General features: G+C 28.6%; 28 protein-coding genes. 22 read left to right on the top strand and 6 right to left on the bottom strand.

Going from position 1 to position 20,570, the window contains the following annotated elements:
- Positions 1–75: 75 nt before the first annotated feature.
- Genes pnuC through LXN10_RS00745 form a run of 4 tightly spaced genes read left to right on the top strand, consistent with a single transcriptional unit; the run spans position 76 to position 2,707 of the window.
- Positions 76–630 carry a nicotinamide riboside transporter PnuC gene (gene pnuC, locus LXN10_RS00760; RefSeq protein WP_375724057.1) on the top strand — a complete coding sequence of 185 codons (555 nt, stop codon included), beginning with the start codon at positions 76–78 and terminating at the stop codon, positions 628–630.
- Positions 602–1,366: a phosphotransferase gene (locus tag LXN10_RS00755; protein WP_375724056.1), complete on the top strand. Its 765-nt coding sequence runs from the start codon at positions 602–604 to the stop codon at positions 1,364–1,366. The genes pnuC and LXN10_RS00755 overlap by 29 nt, the downstream gene beginning before the upstream one ends.
- Complete coding sequence (locus LXN10_RS00750) at positions 1,356–2,243, top strand: DMT family transporter (protein WP_375724055.1); 888 nt, start codon at positions 1,356–1,358, stop codon at positions 2,241–2,243. Before LXN10_RS00755 ends, LXN10_RS00750 begins: the two co-directional genes overlap by 11 nt.
- Complete coding sequence (locus tag LXN10_RS00745) at positions 2,240–2,707, top strand: HAD family hydrolase (RefSeq protein WP_375724054.1); 468 nt, start codon at positions 2,240–2,242, stop codon at positions 2,705–2,707. The genes LXN10_RS00750 and LXN10_RS00745 overlap by 4 nt, the downstream gene beginning before the upstream one ends.
- On the opposite strand, the gene LXN10_RS00740 is transcribed toward LXN10_RS00745, so the two are convergent.
- Positions 2,704–3,306 carry an HD-GYP domain-containing protein gene (locus LXN10_RS00740; RefSeq protein WP_375724053.1) on the bottom strand — a complete coding sequence of 201 codons (603 nt, stop codon included), beginning with the start codon at positions 3,304–3,306 and terminating at the stop codon, positions 2,704–2,706. The two genes, LXN10_RS00745 and LXN10_RS00740, sit on opposite strands and share 4 nt — an antisense overlap.
- A 262-nt stretch (positions 3,307–3,568) precedes the next feature.
- Here LXN10_RS00740 and LXN10_RS00735 point away from each other — a divergent pair, with 262 nt between their 5' ends.
- On the top strand, positions 3,569–3,706 hold the full coding sequence (locus LXN10_RS00735; RefSeq protein WP_375724052.1) for a hypothetical protein: 138 nt from the start codon (positions 3,569–3,571) through the stop codon (positions 3,704–3,706).
- 129 nt (positions 3,707–3,835) lie between these two features.
- Entirely contained in the window at positions 3,836–4,921 is a 1,086-nt protein-coding gene (locus LXN10_RS00730) for a methyltransferase (RefSeq protein ID WP_375724051.1), read from the top strand.
- Between the two features lie 82 nt (positions 4,922–5,003).
- Here the strand turns inward: LXN10_RS00730 and LXN10_RS00725 are convergent, their stop codons facing one another.
- Positions 5,004–5,222, bottom strand: a complete 219-nt coding sequence (locus LXN10_RS00725; protein ID WP_013135808.1) for a cold-shock protein — start codon at positions 5,220–5,222, stop codon at positions 5,004–5,006.
- 363 nt (positions 5,223–5,585) lie between these two features.
- Between LXN10_RS00725 and LXN10_RS00720 the strand changes: the two genes are divergently transcribed.
- The 12 genes from LXN10_RS00720 (at position 5,586) to LXN10_RS00665 (ending at position 12,712) form a co-directional block, all read left to right on the top strand.
- Complete coding sequence (locus tag LXN10_RS00720) at positions 5,586–6,278, top strand: adenosylcobinamide amidohydrolase (RefSeq protein WP_375724050.1); 693 nt, start codon at positions 5,586–5,588, stop codon at positions 6,276–6,278.
- Positions 6,279–6,301: 23 nt separating this feature from the next.
- Positions 6,302–6,868, top strand: a complete 567-nt coding sequence (locus LXN10_RS00715) for a pentapeptide repeat-containing protein (RefSeq protein ID WP_375724049.1) — start codon at positions 6,302–6,304, stop codon at positions 6,866–6,868.
- A gap of 114 nt (positions 6,869–6,982) precedes the next feature.
- On the top strand, positions 6,983–7,579 hold the full coding sequence (locus LXN10_RS00710) for a peroxiredoxin (protein ID WP_375724048.1): 597 nt from the start codon (positions 6,983–6,985) through the stop codon (positions 7,577–7,579).
- Between the two features lie 8 nt (positions 7,580–7,587).
- Positions 7,588–7,905: a thioredoxin gene (gene trxA / locus LXN10_RS00705; protein WP_375724047.1), complete on the top strand. Its 318-nt coding sequence runs from the start codon at positions 7,588–7,590 to the stop codon at positions 7,903–7,905.
- A 153-nt stretch (positions 7,906–8,058) separates the two neighbouring features.
- Positions 8,059–8,301 (top strand): GlsB/YeaQ/YmgE family stress response membrane protein, encoded by a 243-nt coding sequence (locus tag LXN10_RS00700; protein ID WP_013135799.1) that lies wholly within the window; start codon positions 8,059–8,061, stop codon positions 8,299–8,301.
- Between the two features lie 11 nt (positions 8,302–8,312).
- Positions 8,313–8,897: a transglutaminase-like domain-containing protein gene (locus LXN10_RS00695; RefSeq protein ID WP_375724046.1), complete on the top strand. Its 585-nt coding sequence runs from the start codon at positions 8,313–8,315 to the stop codon at positions 8,895–8,897.
- Between the two features lie 104 nt (positions 8,898–9,001).
- Positions 9,002–9,586, top strand: coding sequence for a LysE family translocator (locus LXN10_RS00690; protein ID WP_375724045.1), 585 nt, complete (start codon positions 9,002–9,004; stop codon positions 9,584–9,586).
- A gap of 10 nt (positions 9,587–9,596) precedes the next feature.
- A complete protein-coding gene (locus tag LXN10_RS00685; protein ID WP_375724044.1) occupies positions 9,597–10,376 on the top strand; it encodes an AraC family transcriptional regulator in 780 nt (259 codons plus the stop codon).
- A 22-nt stretch (positions 10,377–10,398) separates the two neighbouring features.
- Entirely contained in the window at positions 10,399–11,157 is a 759-nt protein-coding gene (gene blaOXA, locus LXN10_RS00680) for a class D beta-lactamase (protein ID WP_375724043.1), read from the top strand.
- 16 nt (positions 11,158–11,173) lie between these two features.
- Positions 11,174–11,464: a putative quinol monooxygenase gene (locus LXN10_RS00675; protein ID WP_375724042.1), complete on the top strand. Its 291-nt coding sequence runs from the start codon at positions 11,174–11,176 to the stop codon at positions 11,462–11,464.
- Positions 11,465–11,615: 151 nt separating this feature from the next.
- A complete protein-coding gene (locus tag LXN10_RS00670) occupies positions 11,616–12,344 on the top strand; it encodes an NAD(P)H-dependent oxidoreductase (protein WP_375724041.1) in 729 nt (242 codons plus the stop codon).
- Positions 12,345–12,373: 29 nt separating this feature from the next.
- Positions 12,374–12,712 (top strand): DsrE family protein, encoded by a 339-nt coding sequence (locus tag LXN10_RS00665; protein ID WP_375724040.1) that lies wholly within the window; start codon positions 12,374–12,376, stop codon positions 12,710–12,712.
- A gap of 11 nt (positions 12,713–12,723) precedes the next feature.
- Here LXN10_RS00665 and LXN10_RS00660 read toward each other — a convergent pair whose 3' ends face one another.
- Both LXN10_RS00660 and LXN10_RS00655 read right to left on the bottom strand, forming a co-directional pair.
- Positions 12,724–14,091, bottom strand: a complete 1,368-nt coding sequence (locus tag LXN10_RS00660) for a dihydrolipoyl dehydrogenase family protein (protein ID WP_375724039.1) — start codon at positions 14,089–14,091, stop codon at positions 12,724–12,726.
- Between the two features lie 84 nt (positions 14,092–14,175).
- Complete coding sequence (locus tag LXN10_RS00655) at positions 14,176–14,568, bottom strand: hypothetical protein (protein ID WP_375724038.1); 393 nt, start codon at positions 14,566–14,568, stop codon at positions 14,176–14,178.
- Between the two features lie 100 nt (positions 14,569–14,668).
- Here LXN10_RS00655 and LXN10_RS00650 point away from each other — a divergent pair, with 100 nt between their 5' ends.
- The 4 genes from LXN10_RS00650 to LXN10_RS00635 all read left to right on the top strand — a co-directional run bounded on the left by LXN10_RS00650 (position 14,669) and on the right by LXN10_RS00635 (position 18,330).
- On the top strand, positions 14,669–15,964 hold the full coding sequence (locus LXN10_RS00650) for an APC family permease (RefSeq protein WP_375724037.1): 1,296 nt from the start codon (positions 14,669–14,671) through the stop codon (positions 15,962–15,964).
- Positions 15,965–16,009: 45 nt separating this feature from the next.
- On the top strand, positions 16,010–16,297 hold the full coding sequence (locus tag LXN10_RS00645; RefSeq protein ID WP_375724036.1) for a cupin domain-containing protein: 288 nt from the start codon (positions 16,010–16,012) through the stop codon (positions 16,295–16,297).
- 122 nt (positions 16,298–16,419) lie between these two features.
- Entirely contained in the window at positions 16,420–17,379 is a 960-nt protein-coding gene (locus tag LXN10_RS00640; RefSeq protein ID WP_375724035.1) for a C-terminal binding protein, read from the top strand.
- Between the two features lie 60 nt (positions 17,380–17,439).
- Positions 17,440–18,330 (top strand): EamA family transporter, encoded by an 891-nt coding sequence (locus LXN10_RS00635; RefSeq protein ID WP_375724034.1) that lies wholly within the window; start codon positions 17,440–17,442, stop codon positions 18,328–18,330.
- An 11-nt stretch (positions 18,331–18,341) separates the two neighbouring features.
- On the opposite strand, the gene LXN10_RS00630 is transcribed toward LXN10_RS00635, so the two are convergent.
- Entirely contained in the window at positions 18,342–19,577 is a 1,236-nt protein-coding gene (locus tag LXN10_RS00630; RefSeq protein ID WP_375724033.1) for a dicarboxylate/amino acid:cation symporter, read from the bottom strand.
- A gap of 104 nt (positions 19,578–19,681) precedes the next feature.
- Entirely contained in the window at positions 19,682–20,530 is an 849-nt protein-coding gene (locus LXN10_RS00625) for a YitT family protein (protein WP_375724032.1), read from the bottom strand.
- Positions 20,531–20,570 lie beyond the last annotated feature (40 nt).

Raw genomic sequence — 20,570 nt, 5'->3', positions numbered from 1 at the left:
GGATACTTTATTTCAGATTTTTTACAAAATACTATTGAATCTCTCAATGTACTTACAACTTATGAAGCAATAGCAATGCTTTTAGCCGTAGCTTATATTCTTCTTGCTATCAAACAAAGTCTTTGGTGTTGGCCTGCGGCATTTTTATCAACTTTGATTTATACTATTTTATTTTTTGATGTCTCTTTGCTTATGGATTCTTTTTTAAATGCTTACTATCTTATCATGGCTGTATATGGTTGGTATTCATGGAAATATGGTGGAAAAAACGAAGAAAAGCAGTTGGAAGTTATAACTTATGGAACAGTTAAAAATATCAAGATTATTTTACTTCTTACTGTACTTTCACTAGGTGTTGGTTATATTATGGCAAATTATACTACGGCTAGTTTTGCTTATATGGATTCTTTTACTACTGTTTTCGCACTTTTTGCGACCTTTATGCTTGCAAGAAAAGTGTTAGAGAACTGGGTTTATTGGATAGTTATTGATTCTATATCTATTTATATATATATTCAAAAAGGTCTTAATCTAACAGCTATTTTATTTGTAATTTATACAGTTTTAGCTTTTGTAGCTTATAAAAAATGGAAAGAAGAGTATGACTATACAGAAGTTAAAACAGTATAAAATATTTAAAGATGAAACTCTTTTAAGTCTTAAATTACTCAAAAATCAGGGGTTTTGTAATATAAATTACCAACTAAAAACATCTAAAAGAAACTATCTTATTCGAAAGTTTATAAGTGATGAAACAGTCAATATCAATAGAGAGTTTGAGTTTATGATTCAAAAAAAAGCACACAAAAAAAAGCTTGCTGCAAAACCTTTTTTTTTAAACATAGAAGAAAACTTTATGGTATGTGAATTCTTAAAAGGGAAACATAAAAAAAGTATCAATGCCCAAGAGATAATACATTTAGCTAAAATGATTAAAAAATTGCATACTATAAAAAGTAATGTGAAAACATATGATTTTAAAAAACCATTGAATTATTACAAAAAAATGCTCAATAGCCAAGAAGCAAGTAAAAGTATCCATATTTGTAAAAGGGAACTTAAGTCATTAAAAAAGTATAAAAAAACATTGGTAACTACTCACCATGATTTAAATCCTAGAAATATTCTTTTTCGTAAAAAAAGTATTAAATTTATTGATTGGGAATATACAGGAGTCAATGACAGTTTTTTTGATTTGGCAACGCTATGTTTTGAGTTTAGATTAAATAAAAAAGAGGAAAAGATTTTGTTGAAAAGTTATCAAAAAAAAGTAGATAAAAAAGATATACAAAAACTTCACTCTTATATTATGCTATATAAACACATCTGCAAGTTGTGGTTTATGGATTTAAAAAGTGCCAAATAAACAGACAATCCTATCAAAACTAAAATTAATAGACAAAGGTATTTTATTTATGCTTTTAAGCGCAATGCTAGGAGCTGTTAATGGAGCCTTGGCAAAGATGTTGTCTGAAAGTATGGATCCTATTGAAATAGTATTTTATAGAAACTTAATAGGGATTATAATTATTTTATTTAGCATAAATAAATATCATGTATCTGTTGATATGTCAAAATTACATTTACTCTTTTTAAGGGGACTTTTTGGAAGCTTAGCCATGTTATTATTTTTTTACACGATTGCTACTATTCCTTTGGGAGAAGCTGTTGTATTAAATAAAACCTCGCCTTTTTTTGTGACTATCTTGGCTTATTATTTGATGAAAGAAAAGATTAATCTAAATACTTTTTTCGCTCTTATTCTTGGATTTATTGGAATTATATTTATTATGAAGCCTTTTGGCATAGAAGTATCCTATGAACATATTTTGGGTGTTTTAGGTGGTTTCTTTGCAGCAGCTGCATATGCCACTATAAAAAAAATCAAAGATATTTATGATGCAAGGGTTATTATGCTTTCATTTATGGGAGTTGGTATTATTATTCCAATAGGACTTTTTTTATTCACTCCTTATGTTCATTTTAAGATGCATTTAGAACCTTATATTTGGGCACTTATAATTTTGATGGCTATTATTTCAACTGGTTCACAATGGTTTCTTACTCGCGCTTATAGTCTTAGCAGGGCAAGTATTATTGGAGTTGTAAGTTATACTAATATTCCTTTTGCTATTGGGTTTGGGTACTTCTTAGGAGACTTACTCCCTGATATGTATACTTTTTTAGGTATTATTCTTATTGTAATTGGTGGTATTTTAGTTAGTAAAAAGGATAAAAAATGAAAGTAAATATTCCAGGAAGAGAAGAAGTAGAGATTCAAAATATTGTATTTGATTATAATGGTACGATTGCAATAGATGGTAAATTAATTGAGGGCATTAAAAAAAATATAAATGAACTTTCAAACTCTTTTAATTTTTATGTAATTACTGCTGATACTTATGGAAGTGTGGAAAAAGAGCTTGGAGATACAAATTGTGAAGTTATAAAAATAGCAAAGTCTTCTCAAGATGTTAGCAAGTTAGAGTTTATCAAAAATCTAGGGTCTTCTACTACATTAAGTGTTGGAAATGGACGAAATGATAAGTTGATGTTAAAAGAGTCTATTTTGGGAATTGCTATTTTACAAGATGAGGGTTTATGTACAGAGACACTGTTAAATTCTGATATTTTAGTAAAGTCTATTTTTGATGTATTTTCTTATTTGAAAGATGCAAATAGATTAATAGCCACATTAAGAAATTAATCTACTTTATGTTTGCTTTTTTTAATAAGCTCTTTAAATTCTTTAAATAATTCTGGATCATGTTTTATTCCATTTTCTGATTCTAAAATTGACATAATTTCATCATGACTTCGTTTATCATGGTAAGGTCTAGGTGATGCCATAGCATCATAACTATCTGCAAGTGAAAGTATACGCGAATATATAGATATCTCTTTACTTTTAAGTTTATCAGGATATCCATTTCCATTATAGTATTCATGATGATGTCTAACTGCATCGGCTATTATTTCACTATCTTCAAAATGCATACTTTTTAATAGTTCTTCACTTTTTAAGGTATGACTTTGCATGATTTTCCACTCTTCCTCATCAAAAGGCGTAGTTTTTAGTAATATTCTATCTGGTATGCCAATTTTACCTATATCATGAAATGCAGCACTAATCCGCAGAATTTTTATTTGACTTTTGTTGAATCCTATACGAATCCCTAATTCTTCAGAAATTGCTACAACTCTTTCAGAATGCATTTGAGTATGTTCATCTTTTTGTTTTAAAGCTAATAAAAGTGCTTTTGAACATTCACATATTATTTTTTCTTCTAATCCAACTATTTCCATTTTAACCCTTTGCTATTATTTTAACATAAAAAATAAAAAAATAAAAAAATAAAAGTTTTGGAAAAAGATAGCTATTTTAGTGTTTATTTAACTGTATTTAGAATTTTAATAATAAAATATAGCAAGAAGAAATCTATAGAAAAAATAATGTCTATGCATTTTTAATATTATAGACAAAATAATATGATAAGATAGGTCTACAAGCGATAAATAGTATTTTTATATGGTAAGAATACTTTTAAAAAAAATATAAGGATGGCAAATGGCTAAAATAAACTACAATTACGAAAAACGAGCGCGGGAGATAGAAAAAAAGAAGAAAAAAGAAGAAAAACAGAAGAAAAAACAAGCATCTAATAATGAAACAGTAGAAGACACTCCTTCTTCTAATGAAGAATAGATTTAAAAATAATAGCTTTTTATAAGCTATTTAACTATATTTTCAATATAAAACACCAATATAGAAAAATCAAACCATAACAAAGCCTTTATATAATAAAATGCGACACAATATAAAGGGCATAATCATATGAATAACGATTTATCATCTATCAAACCCGATAGACCAAGTATTATAACTTCAGAAATTGAAGCTATACATTTCTATCGTAAGATGGATACAAAGGCAACTGTTGTCGAACTAGTTGCAGGAAAGTATGTTCTTGTAGAAGAGTATTACAGCAATGGATTAGAAGTTTTATCTGAACTTAAAAAAAATCTTTTAAAAAAATATAAAGATAAAAGCTTTCAAGGACAAAGAGACTATCGAAGTGCATTTAGAGAAGCTTCACATAGATTGTTATTAAAAGTAAAAGATAATAAACTTCTTGTAAAAAAAGCTCCCCATATTGGTTGGTTAGAATTATTATATCCAGAGGTTTCAGAATTTTATATCTCTTTTCCTGAAGTTCAAGGAATGAATAGTTCATGGCAATGGTATCAAAAAGGAATTGAAGTTAAAACTTTAGATATAAATCTTCATCCTTTTTATGGTACATATTTCCCAACACGATTTGATCATTTAAAATTATTTGATAAATGGCTAAAAAAATATGAAGGTTCAAAAGAAAAAGTAATCGAAATAGGAATTGGAAGTGGTGTTTTATCATTTCAATTAATCCAAAATGGTTTTGAAAATATTTTTGCAACAGATACAAATAAAAATGCAATTATTGGAGTAGATCAAGAGAGTAAAAGATTGGGTTATGAAGATAAAATAACACTTAATCATGGTGATTTATTTGATAATTGTGATGTTATGGCTGATTTGATTGTGTTTAATCCTCCTTGGTTACTTGCAAAACATAAACTAGAAGAAGGGCTTGACAAAGCTATATATTTTGAAGAGGATTTATTTCCTAGATTTTTTGAGCAAGCACAAAAGCATCTTAATGCTGATGGAAAAATAGTTTTGATATTTTCAAATTTAGCTCAAGTTGTTGATAAAGAAAGTTTTCATCCTATAATAGAAGAGTTACGAAACAATAATCGTTTCAGAAAAGAGTTACACTTAAGAAGAGATGTAAGAGCTTCATCGAAAAAAACACAACGAACAGATTCAAGAGAGAATGAAAAAGTTGAATTATGGGTTTTATCACAAAAAACTGAGAAATAAAATATAATTGTAAAAAGATAGATTGATATTTTTAAAGTGTATTTGAAGAGTTATAAGCGGGAAAACCGCTTATAAAATAACGCTATTGAGCAGTAACGTTTTCTGCTTGAAGACCTTTATCACCTTGAGCAACCTCGAAAGTAACTTTTTGACCATCTTCTAATGAAACTCTACCATATCCAGTACTGTTGATGTTTCTATAATGTACGAATACATCTTTTCCACCATTTTCTTGTTCGATAAATCCAAAACCTTTTTCGCTGTTAAACCATTTAACTGATCCATTTACTAATTCTGCCATTGTAATTCCTTTTGTTGATACACAATTTTACTTGTGCTATATAAAATCTAATTATGAAGCTATCTTGTGGAGTGATTTTACTGTCAACGAAAGGTTATCAATATAAAGCATGCCATAGATGAAATTCGAAATCATCTTTCAATTGAATTCAGTATACCTGAATTATAATAAAAAGCTAGGGGTAAATAATAAAAGGCAAATTTCTTTTGAAAAGTTTTAACTTTTGAAGATGATAATAAAAATTTTGATTCTATTTATAAAGCAGGATTTTCTTAAAATGCAAAGAAAAAAGCTACTAATCATAAAAGAAAAAAAATGTAAAGATAAGATGGGTATTGTTAGTAAAAATAAAAGGTAAAATTTATGTCTCAAATTAAGTTGATAAATCATCCTGATTATCTTGTACTTATTCCACCAAATAATTGTCGTGTATTAAGTTCAGCAGTGTTGAATGGTGGGTTATGTGATGTGGCTTCTTTTTTGAATTTAAAAGTGGATAAAGATATATCTTTACCCACTTTATCACCTGAGGAGACTTTGAATATCAAAGCTATCGAACTTGCATTGCCTCAACCTACTACAGCTATGATGACTGCCGCATCAATGAAATCATTAGGTCACAGCATAGAAAGCCATCAAGGATTAACAGTAGAATGTTGGGTCACAAGTGGACTTAGTAATGCACGACGAGTAGGTGATATTGCTGATGAAGAAATCTCTCCTGGGACTATAAATATTTGGCTATATGTCAATCAATCCTTGAGTGATGTGGCACTTGTAGAAGCTCTAATTATGCTCACAGAGAGTAAGGTTACTGCTGTACATGATGCAGGAATTCTTAGTCCAGTTTCTAAGTTACTAGCTAGTGGAACAGGTACTGATAGTCATGCTGTATTTTGTCCTTATGGTAACGAAAAAATTGCTTATTGTGGTAAACATACATTATTAGGTGAACTAATTGGGCGAGTGGTGTTAAAAGCTTGTTCTATCAGTCTTGATAAATCGATGAGTGATGCATCATATATCTTTGCATCTTCAGATCTAGCTAAACAATAAAATTAGAGTAAAAAAGAAATAATATGTTTAAAACAAATGATTATTGGGAAGAAGAGTTTATTGAGTATGATGATAAAAACTTTGATTCTATTTATTTTGATAATTGCACTTTTATAAAATGTGATTTTTCTAAAAGTCTTATGCAAGGCTGTAAGTTTACTGAGTGCACTTTTATATCTTGTGATTTGTCTTTGAGTGTTTTGAAAAACTGTGTATTCAATGATGTGACTTTTGAGAACTCAAAACTTCTTGGAATATCTTGGAGTTCTTGTGAAGAGCCTTTCAATGTTGAATTTGATTCTTGTAATATTTCACAGAACTCTTTTCATCTTTTGGATTTACGACAAATTAAATTTGTCAATTCACTTATAAGAGATACTGGTTTTGAAGAGTGCAACCTTGAAAAAGCACTTTTTAAAACTTGCGATTTAGAACAATCTGTATTTATAAAAAATAATTTACAAAAAGCCAATTTTGAAACATCAAAAAACTATTTAATCGACCCAAAACAAAATGATATAAAAAATGCTACATTTTCTCTTCCTGAGGCTTTGAGCTTTTTAACTCTTCTTCCTATAAAACTAAGATAGCTTTTTTATTAAAGGATAATTTTTTTCCTTTAATAAAATTTATTAATTTTACTTTAAAACTTTTTATATATACTTCCACTATCAAAAAATTAAACAAGAAAAAAAGGAAATAAAATGATAGTAACAAAAAAAGCTCCAGACTTCACAGCAACAGCTGTATTAGCAGATGGTCAAATTGTAGAAGATTTTAATTTATATAAAAATATTGGTGAAAAAGGTGCAGTATTATTTTTCTGGCCATTAGATTTTACATTTGTTTGTCCATCTGAGATTATTGCTTTTTCAAAAAGAGTTGAAGAGTTTAAAGAAAGAGGAGTTCAAGTAATTGGTTGTTCTGTTGATTCAGAATTTGCTCACTTTGCTTGGAGAGAAACAAAAGTAGAAGAGGGTGGAATCGGAAGAGTTGCATTCCCAATGGTTGCAGATATTACAAAACAAATTGCAAGAGACTATGATGTATTGTTAGATGAGTCTGTAGCACTTAGAGGGTCATTTTTAATTGATAAAGATGGAACAGTAAGACATGCAGTAATCAATGACTTACCACTAGGAAGAAATATTGATGAAATGGTTAGAATGGTAGATACAATGATATTTACAAATGAAAATGGTGAAGTGTGTCCAGCAGGATGGAACAAAGGTGACGAAGGTATGAAAGCAAACAAAGAAGGTGTTGCTGAGTACTTAGGTAAAAATGAAAATAAATTATAGGAAATAAAATGTCAAAATATTTAGAATTAGATCAAAATAATATAGAAGATACAGTAAAAGAGGGTGTGTCATTAGTTGACTTTTGGGCACCATGGTGCGGACCTTGTAGAATGATTGCTCCTGTTATTGAACAGTTGGCTGAAGAGTTTGAAGGAAAAGCAAAAATATGTAAAGTAAATACAGAAGTTGAGCAAGACTTAACAGCAAAATATGAAATAAGATCAATACCTACTATTCTTTTCTTCAAAGATGGTGAAATAGTTGACCAATTGATTGGAACAACTACAAAAGGTGCTCTTGAAGAAAAAATAAATAAATATTTATAATATATAAAAAGCAAGGTCTCTCCTTGCTTTTTTACTACTACTAAAATTTTCTAAATCCAACTACTATATCTATAAAATAAATATCTTTATATTTTCTAAACTTAAAGATAATTCAGTTAATATTAAATAAGTCATAAAAGAAAAGGATCATAGATGAATATAATAGTATTTTTATTAATAGGTGCAATTGCAGGTTGGTTAGCAGGTAAAATAATGAATGGTGGTGGCTTTGGGCTTATCGGTAATATTGTTATTGGTATTGTTGGTGCTGTTGTTGGTGGTTTTGTATTTGCCTTTGTTGGACTAAGTGCAGGTGGATTTATTGGCTCAATTATAATGTCTACAATAGGTGCTGTGGTATTATTATATATTGTAAAAATAATCAAAAAGGTTTAATTATTATAAAAATGAAAAAATATTTAGAATCAACAGAATTTATAGATTGGAAAACTCCAAATGTATTAACTAAAGCAAAAGAATTGGCTAAGGGCTTATCTTCTGATGAAGAGATTGCCCATAAATGTTTTACCTTTGTACGTGATGAGATAAAGCATAGTTCAGATTTCAAACTTAATCCAGTGACATGTAAAGCATCAGATGTACTTAAATATGCTACTGGATATTGTTATGCAAAAAGTCATTTATTGGCAGCACTTCTACGGGCAAATGAAATTCCTACTGGCTTATGTTATCAACGTTTAACTATTACTGATACTCCTCCTTTTTGTCTTCATGGATTAAATGCAGTTTATTTAAAAAAATATGGCTGGTATCGTATGGATGCTAGAGGTAATAAAGAAGGTGTTTCTGCACAATTTTGTCCACCTTTGGAAAAACTAGCTTTTCCAATAGTTACTTTGGGTGAGGTTGATTTTCCTGAAATATATTCAGAACCTTTAGCAATAATAATAAAATCATTAACGAATGGAAAAGATTACCAAGATGTGGCTAATAACTTACCAGATTTAGAAGTAATTAAAGAAGTTCTTTAAAATATAACTTTAAAGCTTTTTAATATCAACTTATTTGTATTGCAATAATGTACTATGTCTAAAAATTTTTAAAATGTATAATTTACCAAAAAGAAGGGTAAATTATGAATTTTGTATTTTTTCTACTATATTGTAGTTTGATGATAATAACACCAGGCCCCACTAATATTATGATTCTTACAACAGTGCACAATTATGGGGTCAAAAAAGCTTTTGAGTTTTCTATTGGTGCATTATTCGCTTTTTTTGTATTATTAAGTATATCTGTTATTTTTAATTCTATATTGATGAATTATTTGCCAAATATTATAGTTATCTTACAAATAATTGGAGCTATTTACATGTTGTATTTAGCATATCAAATTTTTAAGATAAATAATACTTCAAAAAAAGAAAATCAATTTTCATCTTTTAAAACAGGTTTTCTTATGCAATTTGTTAATCCCAAACCAGTATTGTTTACATTGACTGTTTTTCCAAGTTTTATTTTGCCTTATTATACCTCTTTTTGGCATTTGACACTTTTTGTGTTATTGATTACAATTATTGCTTGTGTTGCTTTTTTATCATGGATTTTATTTGGAAAAGTACTAAAATCTTTTTTAGATAAGTATAATAAACTAGTAAATAACATAATGGCAATATTTTTAATAATATGTGCTATTGCAATTTCAGGGATATTTAATTAAATGAGTTATTATGGATAAGTTCACTTATAAAAATAGAGTAGATATCACAGCACTAAAAGCAAAAATGGAAAAGTTTTCATACAAAAAACACTCCCATGAAGAGTATGCTTTGGGCGTAACTTTAAATGGAGTTCAAAAATATAATTTAGATGGGGTTTCCCAAGCCTCATATAAAAATGGAGTAATGCTTTTCAATCCGGAACAACTACATGATGGAGAATCAGGATGTAATGATGAGTCTTTAGATTATGTTATGTTGTATATTAAGCCAGAACTTTTTTTAGAAGCATTAGGTAAAAAAGATATCGTAAAGTTTTCCTCTTCTATTGTATATAATGAAAAACTAAAGCAAGATATTATCAATCTATCATCTGCTATTTTATTTGAAAAAGACGAATCTTTGTGTTCTGAATTATTGTTAAATATTACAGATAATTTCTCTACTAATGATTTTATTTTAGATTATAAAAAAGAGAATTTAATTGTCAAAAAAGCTAAAGAGATGATTTATTATGAGTTGGATGATGTTTTAAATATAGATGAAATAGCAAAAGAGTTAAGCTTAAGTAAATTTCAATTTATAAGAATGTTTAAGGCAAATACAGGAATAACTCCTTATCAATTCTTTTTAAATTGTAAATTGATTCATGCTAAAATATATTTAGAACATACAAAAGATTTATATGCTGCTGTTGTGGAGTATGGTTTTACTGATTTATCACATTTTAATAGGCACTTTAAAAGAGTATATGGAGTGACAGCTTATGAGTATATTCAATCTTTAGTTTGAGTAAAAGTTAAAAGGAAAATTAATGGGAATTTTTAAAATAACTATTTTGTTAAGTTTGTTTTTTAATTTGCTAGGTGCCAATGATAAAGAGTTGAAAAATATATTTGATAAAACACAAGTTAATGGGACCTTAGTTATTTCATCATTAGATGGTAAAAAAGAGTATATCTATAATAAAAAAAGAGCAATGACTAGATATATCCCAGCTTCTACATTTAAGATACCAAATACACTTATTGTACTTGAGGAAAGAGTGATAAAAGATGAAAATGAAGTAATAAAATGGGATGGAGTTGTAAGGTCTTATGAACCTTGGAACAAAGACCAAACTCTGCAAAGTGCTATTTCAATTTCTTGTGTATGGTGTTATCAAAGATTTGCAAAAGAGATTGGTAATGATAAATATTTAGCTTATTTAAAAAAACTACATTATGGTAATGAAAAAACAGGTTCAGATGTGACAACTTTTTGGTTAGAAGGTGATTTGAAAATATCTGCATTTGAGCAAATAAAGTTTTTGAAAAAACTTTATAACAATGATTTACCTTTTACTCAAAAATATATAGATATAACTAAAAAAATACTAACAGTAGAAAAGACAAAAGAGTATAGTATAAAAGCTAAATCTGGTTGGTCAGGAAAGATCGGTTGGTATGTTGGTTATGTGGAAAGTAAAAATAGTATTTGGTTTTTTGCATTAAATGCTGATATTTCAAAAGAGCAATTAAAATATCGAAAAGAAATAGTGATGGAAGCTTTAAAAAGTAAAAATATAATTTAGTAAAAAGGAATAATAAATGAATTCAGAAATATCATTAATCATTGATATAGTAGTAAAAGATGGACTAAGAGATAAACAAATTGAAGCCTTTAAAAAACTAGCTCCTCTTGTATTAAAAGAAGAGGGATGTTTACAATATGAACTAAAAGAAGTTGAAGATGATAAAAATAGATTTATAATCCTTGAAAAATGGGCTTCAAATGAGGCACTTTTGGCACATGATGAAACTGCTCATATGATAGAAGCAGATTCAAAAAGTCCACTCTTTAGAGAAAAAACAACAGTTTTAAAGCTTTTTGACATTTAAAACAAATAAAAGATTTGTAAAAAAGTTTCTATATGATGGATTTACTGCTTAATAGTATCTTTTTTCTTTGACCTAATTGGATATGAAAAAGCTTCTTTTATCATGTTTTTTATAGGATTGTGCGACAAATTTATAAAAGTAGGACTAAAAGATGAATGTATTAATTGTATATTGTCATCCCGAAGCCAAATCGTTTAATGGTTCATTAAAAGATGTGGCAAAAGAGACATTTGAAGCACAAGGTGATACGGTTGAAGTTTCTGATTTATATGGTGAAAATTTTGATCCTGTTGAAAAAGCTGAGCATTATAAAAATAGAATAGATTTAGATAAGTTTGATCTTTTGTCTGAGCAAAGAAATGCATACAAAACGGATACTCTTCCTGATGATGTAAAAAAAGAGATAGAAAAAATAGAAAAGTGTGATTTACTTATTCTTCAATTTCCTATGTGGTGGCATCAACAACCAGCAATGCTAAAAGGATGGTTTGACAGGGTTTTTGTTAGTGGAGGTTTATATACCAGTAAAATGAGATATGATAAAGGCTATTTTAAAGGAAAACGAGCTATTTGTTCTGTCACTTCTGGTGCACCAAAAACAACCTTTACAGAAAATGGTAGAGGTGGAGGAGAAATTGAAGTTTTACTAAGATCTATGAATTTTTCTTTGCACTATATGGGATTTACAGTATTTCCTCCATTTTTATCAACTGAGATACAAAATAAAGGATTTACTTATATGTCTGAAGATAAGTTTGATTTACATTTAAAAACGAGTATGAAGAGATGGGAAGAACATCTTAAAAATTTAGATAAAGAAGAGCCTTTAAAATTTTCAGGATGGAGTGATTGGAATGAACTTGGTATGGAAAAAGAGTAGTTCTGAATTTATAAAAAGGAAAAAAAGAAATGAAAATAAAAGTAGTTTTTCATATTGATGAAATAGAAAAATGGGATTTGACTTTGGCAAATGTTGAGAATCTATTAAAAGGCATTGATGTGGAAAATTCGCATATAGAAATTGTTGCAAATTCTAAAGCTGTACTTGCTTATAAAAATGATTCTAATATAGGTAAAAAATTGGAAAAACTAGTTTCTAATAAAGTGGATATAATCGCTTGTAATAATGCTTTGAAAAATCTCAATATCGAAGATGAGATGTTATATTCATTTGTAAAAATAGTGCCAATAGGTGTTAAAGAATTAATCGTAAGACAGCATGAGGGATATGCTTACTTAAAGCCATAATTCTTTAAATACTATTTATTATAATTCTCTATTTCTTTTACTGCTCCAACAGCTGCTGGAAGTAGGGCTTCACTCATAGCTGGATGGATATAAAGCATCTCTTTTAGGTGTTTTATATTATTATTTATGTGCATTACTGCTAAGACTTGGTGCATCATAGTTGAGCTTTCAGGTCCTATCATATGGCAACCTAGTATTTCATAAGTTTTTGGGTTTGTAATAAATTTTGTCACTGGATATTTTAGTCTTGTTGACATGGCTTTTGCACTTGCTAGCCAGTTTGTTGTTGTAGCTACATATTCTATATTTTGTTTTTTTGCTTCTTGTTCTGTAATACCTACACTTGCAATTTCAGGTTCTGTAAAAACTGCATGTGGCATGTATTTGAAGTGTAAAGGTTCTTTACAATCTTCAAGTAATATTTTTCCTAAGTGATTTACTTCATATGAGGCTGCATGTTGGAGCATATAAACTCCTGCTGCTTCTCCTACAACATAAACGCCTTTTGCAGTTGTTTCAAAAAAATCATCTCTTTTTATGTAGCCTTTTTGGGTTGTTTGTATTGAGGTGTTTTCTAGTTTTAAGCTTGAAGTATTTGATTGTCTTCCTATTGCATACAGTAGGGCTTCACTTGTGTGAGTTTTACTTGTACCATCTTTATTTTCTAAGGTCATTGTAAACTGTTCATTTTTGTATTCAACATCTTTTGCAATTGTATCAAACTCTATATTTACTTTTTTGCTAAATTCACTTTTAAATATCTCTTGTATCTCATAATCTTCTTTTCCTAAGATATGTTGGCTTCTTGATAGTAGTGTTGTTTCTACTCCTACGGCTGAAAAAAAGCTTGCTAATTCACAGGCAATAAAACCAGAACCAACTATTGTAAGTGATTTTGGAATTTTACCCTTTAGGGGAAAGATATCATTACTAGTCCAAGCTTTTTCATGCTCTGGTTTTATGGGTTTTGTTCCTGTTGCAATTACTATTTTAGGAGCAGTCAGTTGTTCCTCATTTACTTGCACTACATTATTAGAAATAAAAGAACCAACTCCTTTAAAAACTTCTACATTTTCATTAAATCTATGCTCATATTTTTCATCAACTTTTGAGATATATTCATTTGTATCTTGAAAGATTTTTTCTAGGTCAATTTTATTTATCGTAGAGTCTATGAAGTGTCTATTTGAATCTTTAATTGCATTTGCTATATGGGCATAACCAATAAGTAGTTTTGAAGGAACACAACCTCTATTTGGGCAAGTTCCACCAAGGGCAGATTTTTCTATTAGGGCTACTTTTTTGCCAGCTTTGCCAGCACTAACTGCTAAATTACTTGCTCTTCCTGCTCCAATTATTATTAAATCGAACTTTTTCATACTTTAGCCTTTAATATTTGATATATTGTATGCAATAAATATTAATTCTTTGTTTAGTATATGAAATTAAGTTCTAAAAGTAAATTAATCAGCTTTTTGTAATAGTTTATAATTCTTATAATAATTTATAGTTTCCATTAAAAGTAGAGCAATTATTCCCATAATCCAGTATATGAACCATTGTGAAATCATACCAATAAATCCACCTTCAGAATAATAATCATAAACTTGAAATGCTAAAAAAAATAGAACAGTTGATTTTAAAGAGATATCATTATTTTTATTGAAATTTATTATTTCATAATCTTTTAGTTTAAATTTAAAGAAAAAAAAGGCAAAAGCAATTGGAATCAAACTTAAAATATACAAATAGTCCTCTTTTAGTATTTGTATTGTTTTATTCTCACCTAATACAAATAGATAAACTGCTATGATAGCTATAAAAGTTACGGCAAAAAGATTAATTGGTTTATTCAAAATATTTCCTTGTATTTTTGTGATTTTATCGAAAAAAAGATTAAGGGCTTAAATCTAGTAATCTAGTAAAATATAATAATAAATACGAAAGGTTTTTTAATTGAGCGAAAATAACAGAACAATTGGATTATTTGGTGCTATTGCAATTGGCGTTGGTGGAATGGTTGGTGGAGGTATTTTTGCTGTTTTAGGTGAAGCTGTATCTTTAGCCCATGGAGCTACAGTTGTTGCTTTTTTATTAGCTGGTTTCGTAGCAATACTTACCTCTTACTCATATGCAAAACTATCTGTAAAATTTCAAAGTAAAGGTGGAACTGTAAGTTTTATTGATAATGCCTTTGGTCACAATTTTTTATCAGGAAGTGTTAATTTTATACTTTGGTTAAGTTATTTAGTAACTATTTCTTTATATGCAGTTGCTTTTGCTTCTTATGCAGAAGTTTTATTTTTAGATAAATCTACATTTTTTATGAATCATTTATTCATAAGCTTAGCTATTATTTTGCCTTTAGTTATAAATTTAATAAGTGCTTCATTTGTAAGTAAATCTGAGACAATTATCGTGATTATAAAAGTAGTATTATTAATAGTTATTATTGTTTCAAGTGCTTCATTTGTGGATACTCAAAGATTCAATCCAAGTAATTGGAAAGATAGTTTTTCTATCTTAGTTGCGGGAATGGTTATCTTTGTTGCTTATGAAGGGTTTGAACTTATTGCAAATGCAGCAGAAGATATAAAAAATCCAAAATCAAACTTGCCAAGAGCCTTTTATGGCTCTGTTATTTTAGTAATTATTCTTTATGCATTAATTGCCTTTATTACTGTTGGAACTGTAGATGAGAGTGTATTACTTAAAGCAAAAGATTATGCCTTGGCAGTTGCTGCAAAACCAGCTTTAGGACAAATAGGTTTTACAATCGTTTCTATTGCTGCACTGTTAGCAACTTTTTCAGCTATAAATGCAACAATATACGGAAATGGACGATTGGGATTTATCCTTGCTATGGAGGGTGAACTTCCAAAAGAGCTTAATGAAGAAAAAAATAGTATTCCCAGTGTAAGTATTTTAGTAACTGCATTTTTTAGTTTAATTTTGGCAAATAGTATTGACTTAGCACAAATTGCAATAATAGGAAGTGCTAGTTTTTTACTTATATTTTTTATTGTAAATGTTGCAGCATTTAAATTATATAAGCAAATAAATGCAAACAGAATTACTTTACTTATCTCTTGTATTGTTAGTTTTGTGGCCTTATCAACTCTACTTATTCACACTTTTTTTACAAATAAACAATCTATACTCATATTTTTCGTTTTTATTATTATATCAATAATATTTGAAGCAATTTACGGACGAATGGTTAGAAAACATATGCTTAATAGACCTTATTAATAGAATAAATAATATATAATAAAGAAATATATTTAAAGGAAAAACATGACATCTCGACCACTTTTTGAATTAACTGAACAAATCAATAATGAGCGTACTTGTGTTAACCATTTATTTTTTCCTGCACAGTGTGAAACTCTCTGGCATAGACATGAAAGAGATTATGTAATTGTTCCGATGCAAGATTGCGAACTTCTTATGGATAATGGTGAAGGATTTAAAAGTATTACTTTAAAATCTGGAGAGTGTTATTATAGGGATGCAGGAGTTGAACACAATGTAGTCAATCCAACTGCTAAAGATATTACATTAATAGAAGTAGAATTTAAATAACTAATATCAAAATTAACCTATGTTAATGACAAGACTTTTTTTTCTTTGTATACTTCAAAATATTATCTGATTGTAATAAATGAAATAGTATTCTATATTCAATATTATCACAAGGAAAAAAATTGAATAGAGTATTTATAACAGATAAGATAACTGATCCTTATATAGAAAAAGAGGTCTTAGGAGATGAGTTATCAACTGAATTACATGAAGATATAGAAGTTCTTATGGTTTGGCACAAAAAAATAACAAATGAGTATATTAATAAATTGCCAAATTTAAAAGCACTAATTAGATTTGGGGTTGGTTATGATGTATTTTTAGATTTAGAATATATCAAACAAAAAGGAATTTATGCTTCTAATACTCCTGATTATGGAACGGAAGAGGTTAGTGATACAGCAATTGCTATGATTATGAATATTGCTCGAGGAATTACAAGATATGATTATCGATGTAGAGATCACAGAGATGGTACTTGGCAAATCAATACTTTAGATAATATCAAAAGAACTAGTGATTATAAGCTTGGAGTAATTGGTGCTGGAAGAATAGGTGGAAGTGTTATTTTAAAAGCAAATGCTTTGAGATTTCAAACATATTTTTACGATCCTTATTTATCAAGTGGAACGGAGAAAATGTTAGGTGCAAAAAGAGTTGAGTCTTTAGATGAGTTACTAGAAACTTGTGACATCATTTCTATAAATTGTCCATTAACATCTGAAACAAATGCCTTAGTTGACGAAAAATTTATATCTAAGATGAAAAAGGGTGCTTCTATAGTAAATACAGCTCGTGGAGGCATTGTAAAAGATTTAGATGTATTTTATGAGCCTTTAAAATCTGGACATTTAAACTGTGTGAATCTTGATGTTATTCCAAATGAACCACCTCAAGATGGTTTGATGTTAGATGCTTGGAGAGCAAAAGAAAATTGGCTTGATGGTAGATTTCTTATAAATCCACACTCTGCTTTTTATAGTGATAAAGCATATTTTGAGATGAGACAAAAAGCTGCACTAAATGCGAAAAGAGTATTGGATGGGAAAAAACCAATAAATATTGTAAATGGATTAAAATAGCAATTTTTTACTATACTTAATTTAATTCATTTTCTATAATTCTCATTTTAAGGAGAGAGAGTGAATTTAAAAAGTATTTCGTTTGCATTAATTGTTGTTTTAATTTGGGGAGTTAATTTCTCAGTCATAAAGTTTGGACTAGAAGAGTTACCTCCTATACTTTTTTCCTCTTTGAGATTTTTTATAGTCGCTATTCCTGCTGTATTTTTTATACCTTTTCCTAAAACATCTATTTGGAATGTTTTGGGAGTAGGGGTATTTTTAGGTGTTTTAAAGTTCTCATTTTTATTTATTGCTATGAAAGAAGATGCAAGTGCTGGAATCTCATCTTTACTTTTACAAGCACAAGTTATATTTACAATAATCCTTAGTATGATTATTTTCAAAGAAAAAATTACAATAGCACAATCAATAGGTATGTTAATAGCACTTATTGGATTTGGATTTTTCTTTTTTACAGTTGATACAAATATTACTCTTCTAGGAATAGTTTTAATATTATGTGCTTCAATTTTTTGGTCAGTTTCAAATGTAATTATGAAACAAATAAAAGATGTAAACCTTTTGCATTTTATGGTTTGGGTAAGTTTGATTCCACCACTTCCTTTGTTTATACTTTCATACTTTTATGAGTCCCATGAGCCTTTAACTTTATTATTAAACTCTAGTGTTAAAACTTGGGTTTCTGTAGCTTATACTGGATATATTTCTACTTTGGTTGCTTTTGCTATTTGGGGATGGTTACTTAAAAATTATAACTCTGCTGTTGTTACTCCTTTTGCTTTAGTAATACCTGTTGTTGGGATTATTAGTTCAAATATTTTACTTAATGAGCAATTAAATCATATAGAAACTCTTGGAGCTATTTTGATATTGTTTGGATTATTTATTTCAGTATTGGGAAATAGGCTTTATAAATTTGTTTTAAGAGTAGAAAAAAGAAGAGTTTAAAACTCTTCTTTTTATATTGTTTCTAATTTATCTTTTTTAGTATTATAGTTATCAATAATAACAGCACAAGCTGCATCACCTGTAATATTTAAAGCAGTTCTTGTCATATCAAACATTCTGTCTAAGGCAATAAGTAAAGGTAGACCTTCTATTGGAATACCAGCTGCAATTAATACAGCAACTACTAAGAATGAAGGACCAGGAACTCCTGCTTGTCCAATAGCACCAATTGTTGCAGTAAAGATAATAGCTACATATCCACCAAGACCTAAATCTATATTATAAACTTGAGCAAAGAAAATTGCTACTAATCCATAATAAATAGCATTTCCACTCATATTAATAGTTGCTCCCAATGGAAGTACAAAAGAACAAGTTGATTTAGAAATTTTAAGTTCTTCCTCACATGTTTTCATATTAACAGGAAGTGTTGCCATAGATGAAGCTGTTGATAAGGCTACTATTTGAGGTTTTTTCATAGCAGAAAGGAATTTAAGTATTGACATTTTTGAGAATAACTTAATAAGTAAAGGATAAAATCCATATCCATAAACCAATAGGGCACCCATATACACAAGAAATAGTTTCCCAACAAGTTTAAGCATCTCAAAACCATATGTTCCAACAGAATCAGCCATAAGTCCAAATACCCCAATTGGTGCTAAGAACATAACCATTGTTACCATCCAAATTAGTGCTTGAGTTGTAGCTTCTAAACTATTCATAATTGGAGCACTTTTTTCTTTTGGTACTTTTGAAAGAGCAATACCAAAAAATAGACAAAATACTAAGATTTGTAAGATATTTGCATCTAAAAGTGATTGGAATATATTTGTTGGAATCATTCCTATAACTGTCTCTATTGCACTTGGTAATTCACCTTTATCAGCATACTGATTTGAGAACATATGATGAACACTAGTTAAATCTAAACCAACACCTGGTTTGAATATTTCACCTACAAGAAGAGCTAGGGCAACAGCAATTGCAGAAGTTGCAAGAAAGAATACAATTGTTCCCATTCCTACTTTTCCTGCACTTGGACTATCACTTAAGTTTGCAGAACCAGAAATGATAGAAATAACTATCAATGGTATAACTAGCATTTTTATTAAGTGAATAAAAATAGTACCTAATGGAGCAAAGATTGATGCCTCTTCTCCCATAACAACACCTGCTATAGTACCCAAAATCATAGCAATCAAGATTTGAAATCCTATGTTTTTAAATAATGACTTCTTAACCATATATATCCTTTTTATATGTTTTAGTCATAAACTATAACTTTATTAAGTGTCTTAAAAGTGGCTTTTATTTTTAAACTAGATAAATAAAGAAGTTTAAATTAATACTAATGACCTCGTCCTAACATTTCTGTAGCTTCTGTGATTATTAAAAATCCTTCTGGGTCATTCTTTTTTACTAGTTCTCTTAGTTTTTGTAGTTTATCAACTTTTACAACTATTAAAATCATTTTTTTATCTTCATTATCAAAAAGACCATCGCCTCTTATTATCGTTCCTTGAGGACCTAACTCATTTCTAATTAATTCTTTAAAAAGATCTGTTTTTTGAGTAACTAAATAAACAACTTTTTTATTAAGATTACCAGTTAGTATTACATCAATAACTTTTGCTGTAATGTAAATACTTATAATACTCCATAGTACTTTTCCTGTATCATTAAGAATAAATAGTGATGAAAAGATAATGATAAAGTCAATTACTAAAATAACTTGTCCAGGTTTCAACTCTGTTTTTGATGAAATTATTTTTGCAAGTATTGTTGAACCACCAGCTGTTGATTCCCCTTTTATAATAAAAGCCAATCCAATACCAACAAAAACACCTCCAAAAATAGCACCTAAAGAATTATCTATAATAAAAGGCTTTAAATGAACTATTTGAGTTAGAAAATCAATAAATATAGATATTAAAAGAATAGTAATGATAGTTCGAACAGCAAACATTTTACCAAGAAATTTAATACCAAGTAAGATTAGAGGCAAGTTAATTAAAATAATTATTGTACCAATAGTTAGATTTGTAATATAGTGAATTAATAAAGCAAGTCCCGCTGTTCCTCCAGTAATAAGTTCACTAGGTGCAAAGAAACCAACAACAGAAAGGGCTAAAAAAACAGAGCCTATTATTATATAGGCATAGTTTTTAAGTTCATGTCTTGAGAAAAAAGTATTCATATAAATCCTATTTTTTATTTATAGAATTTTAGCCATTTCT

Origin of the sequence: Arcobacter iocasae, from assembly GCF_042214795.1 — a bacterium.
GTDB classification, from domain to species: Bacteria; Campylobacterota; Campylobacteria; order Campylobacterales; family Arcobacteraceae; genus Arcobacter; species Arcobacter iocasae.
This window is presented reverse-complemented; position numbering and strand designations above follow the sequence as displayed.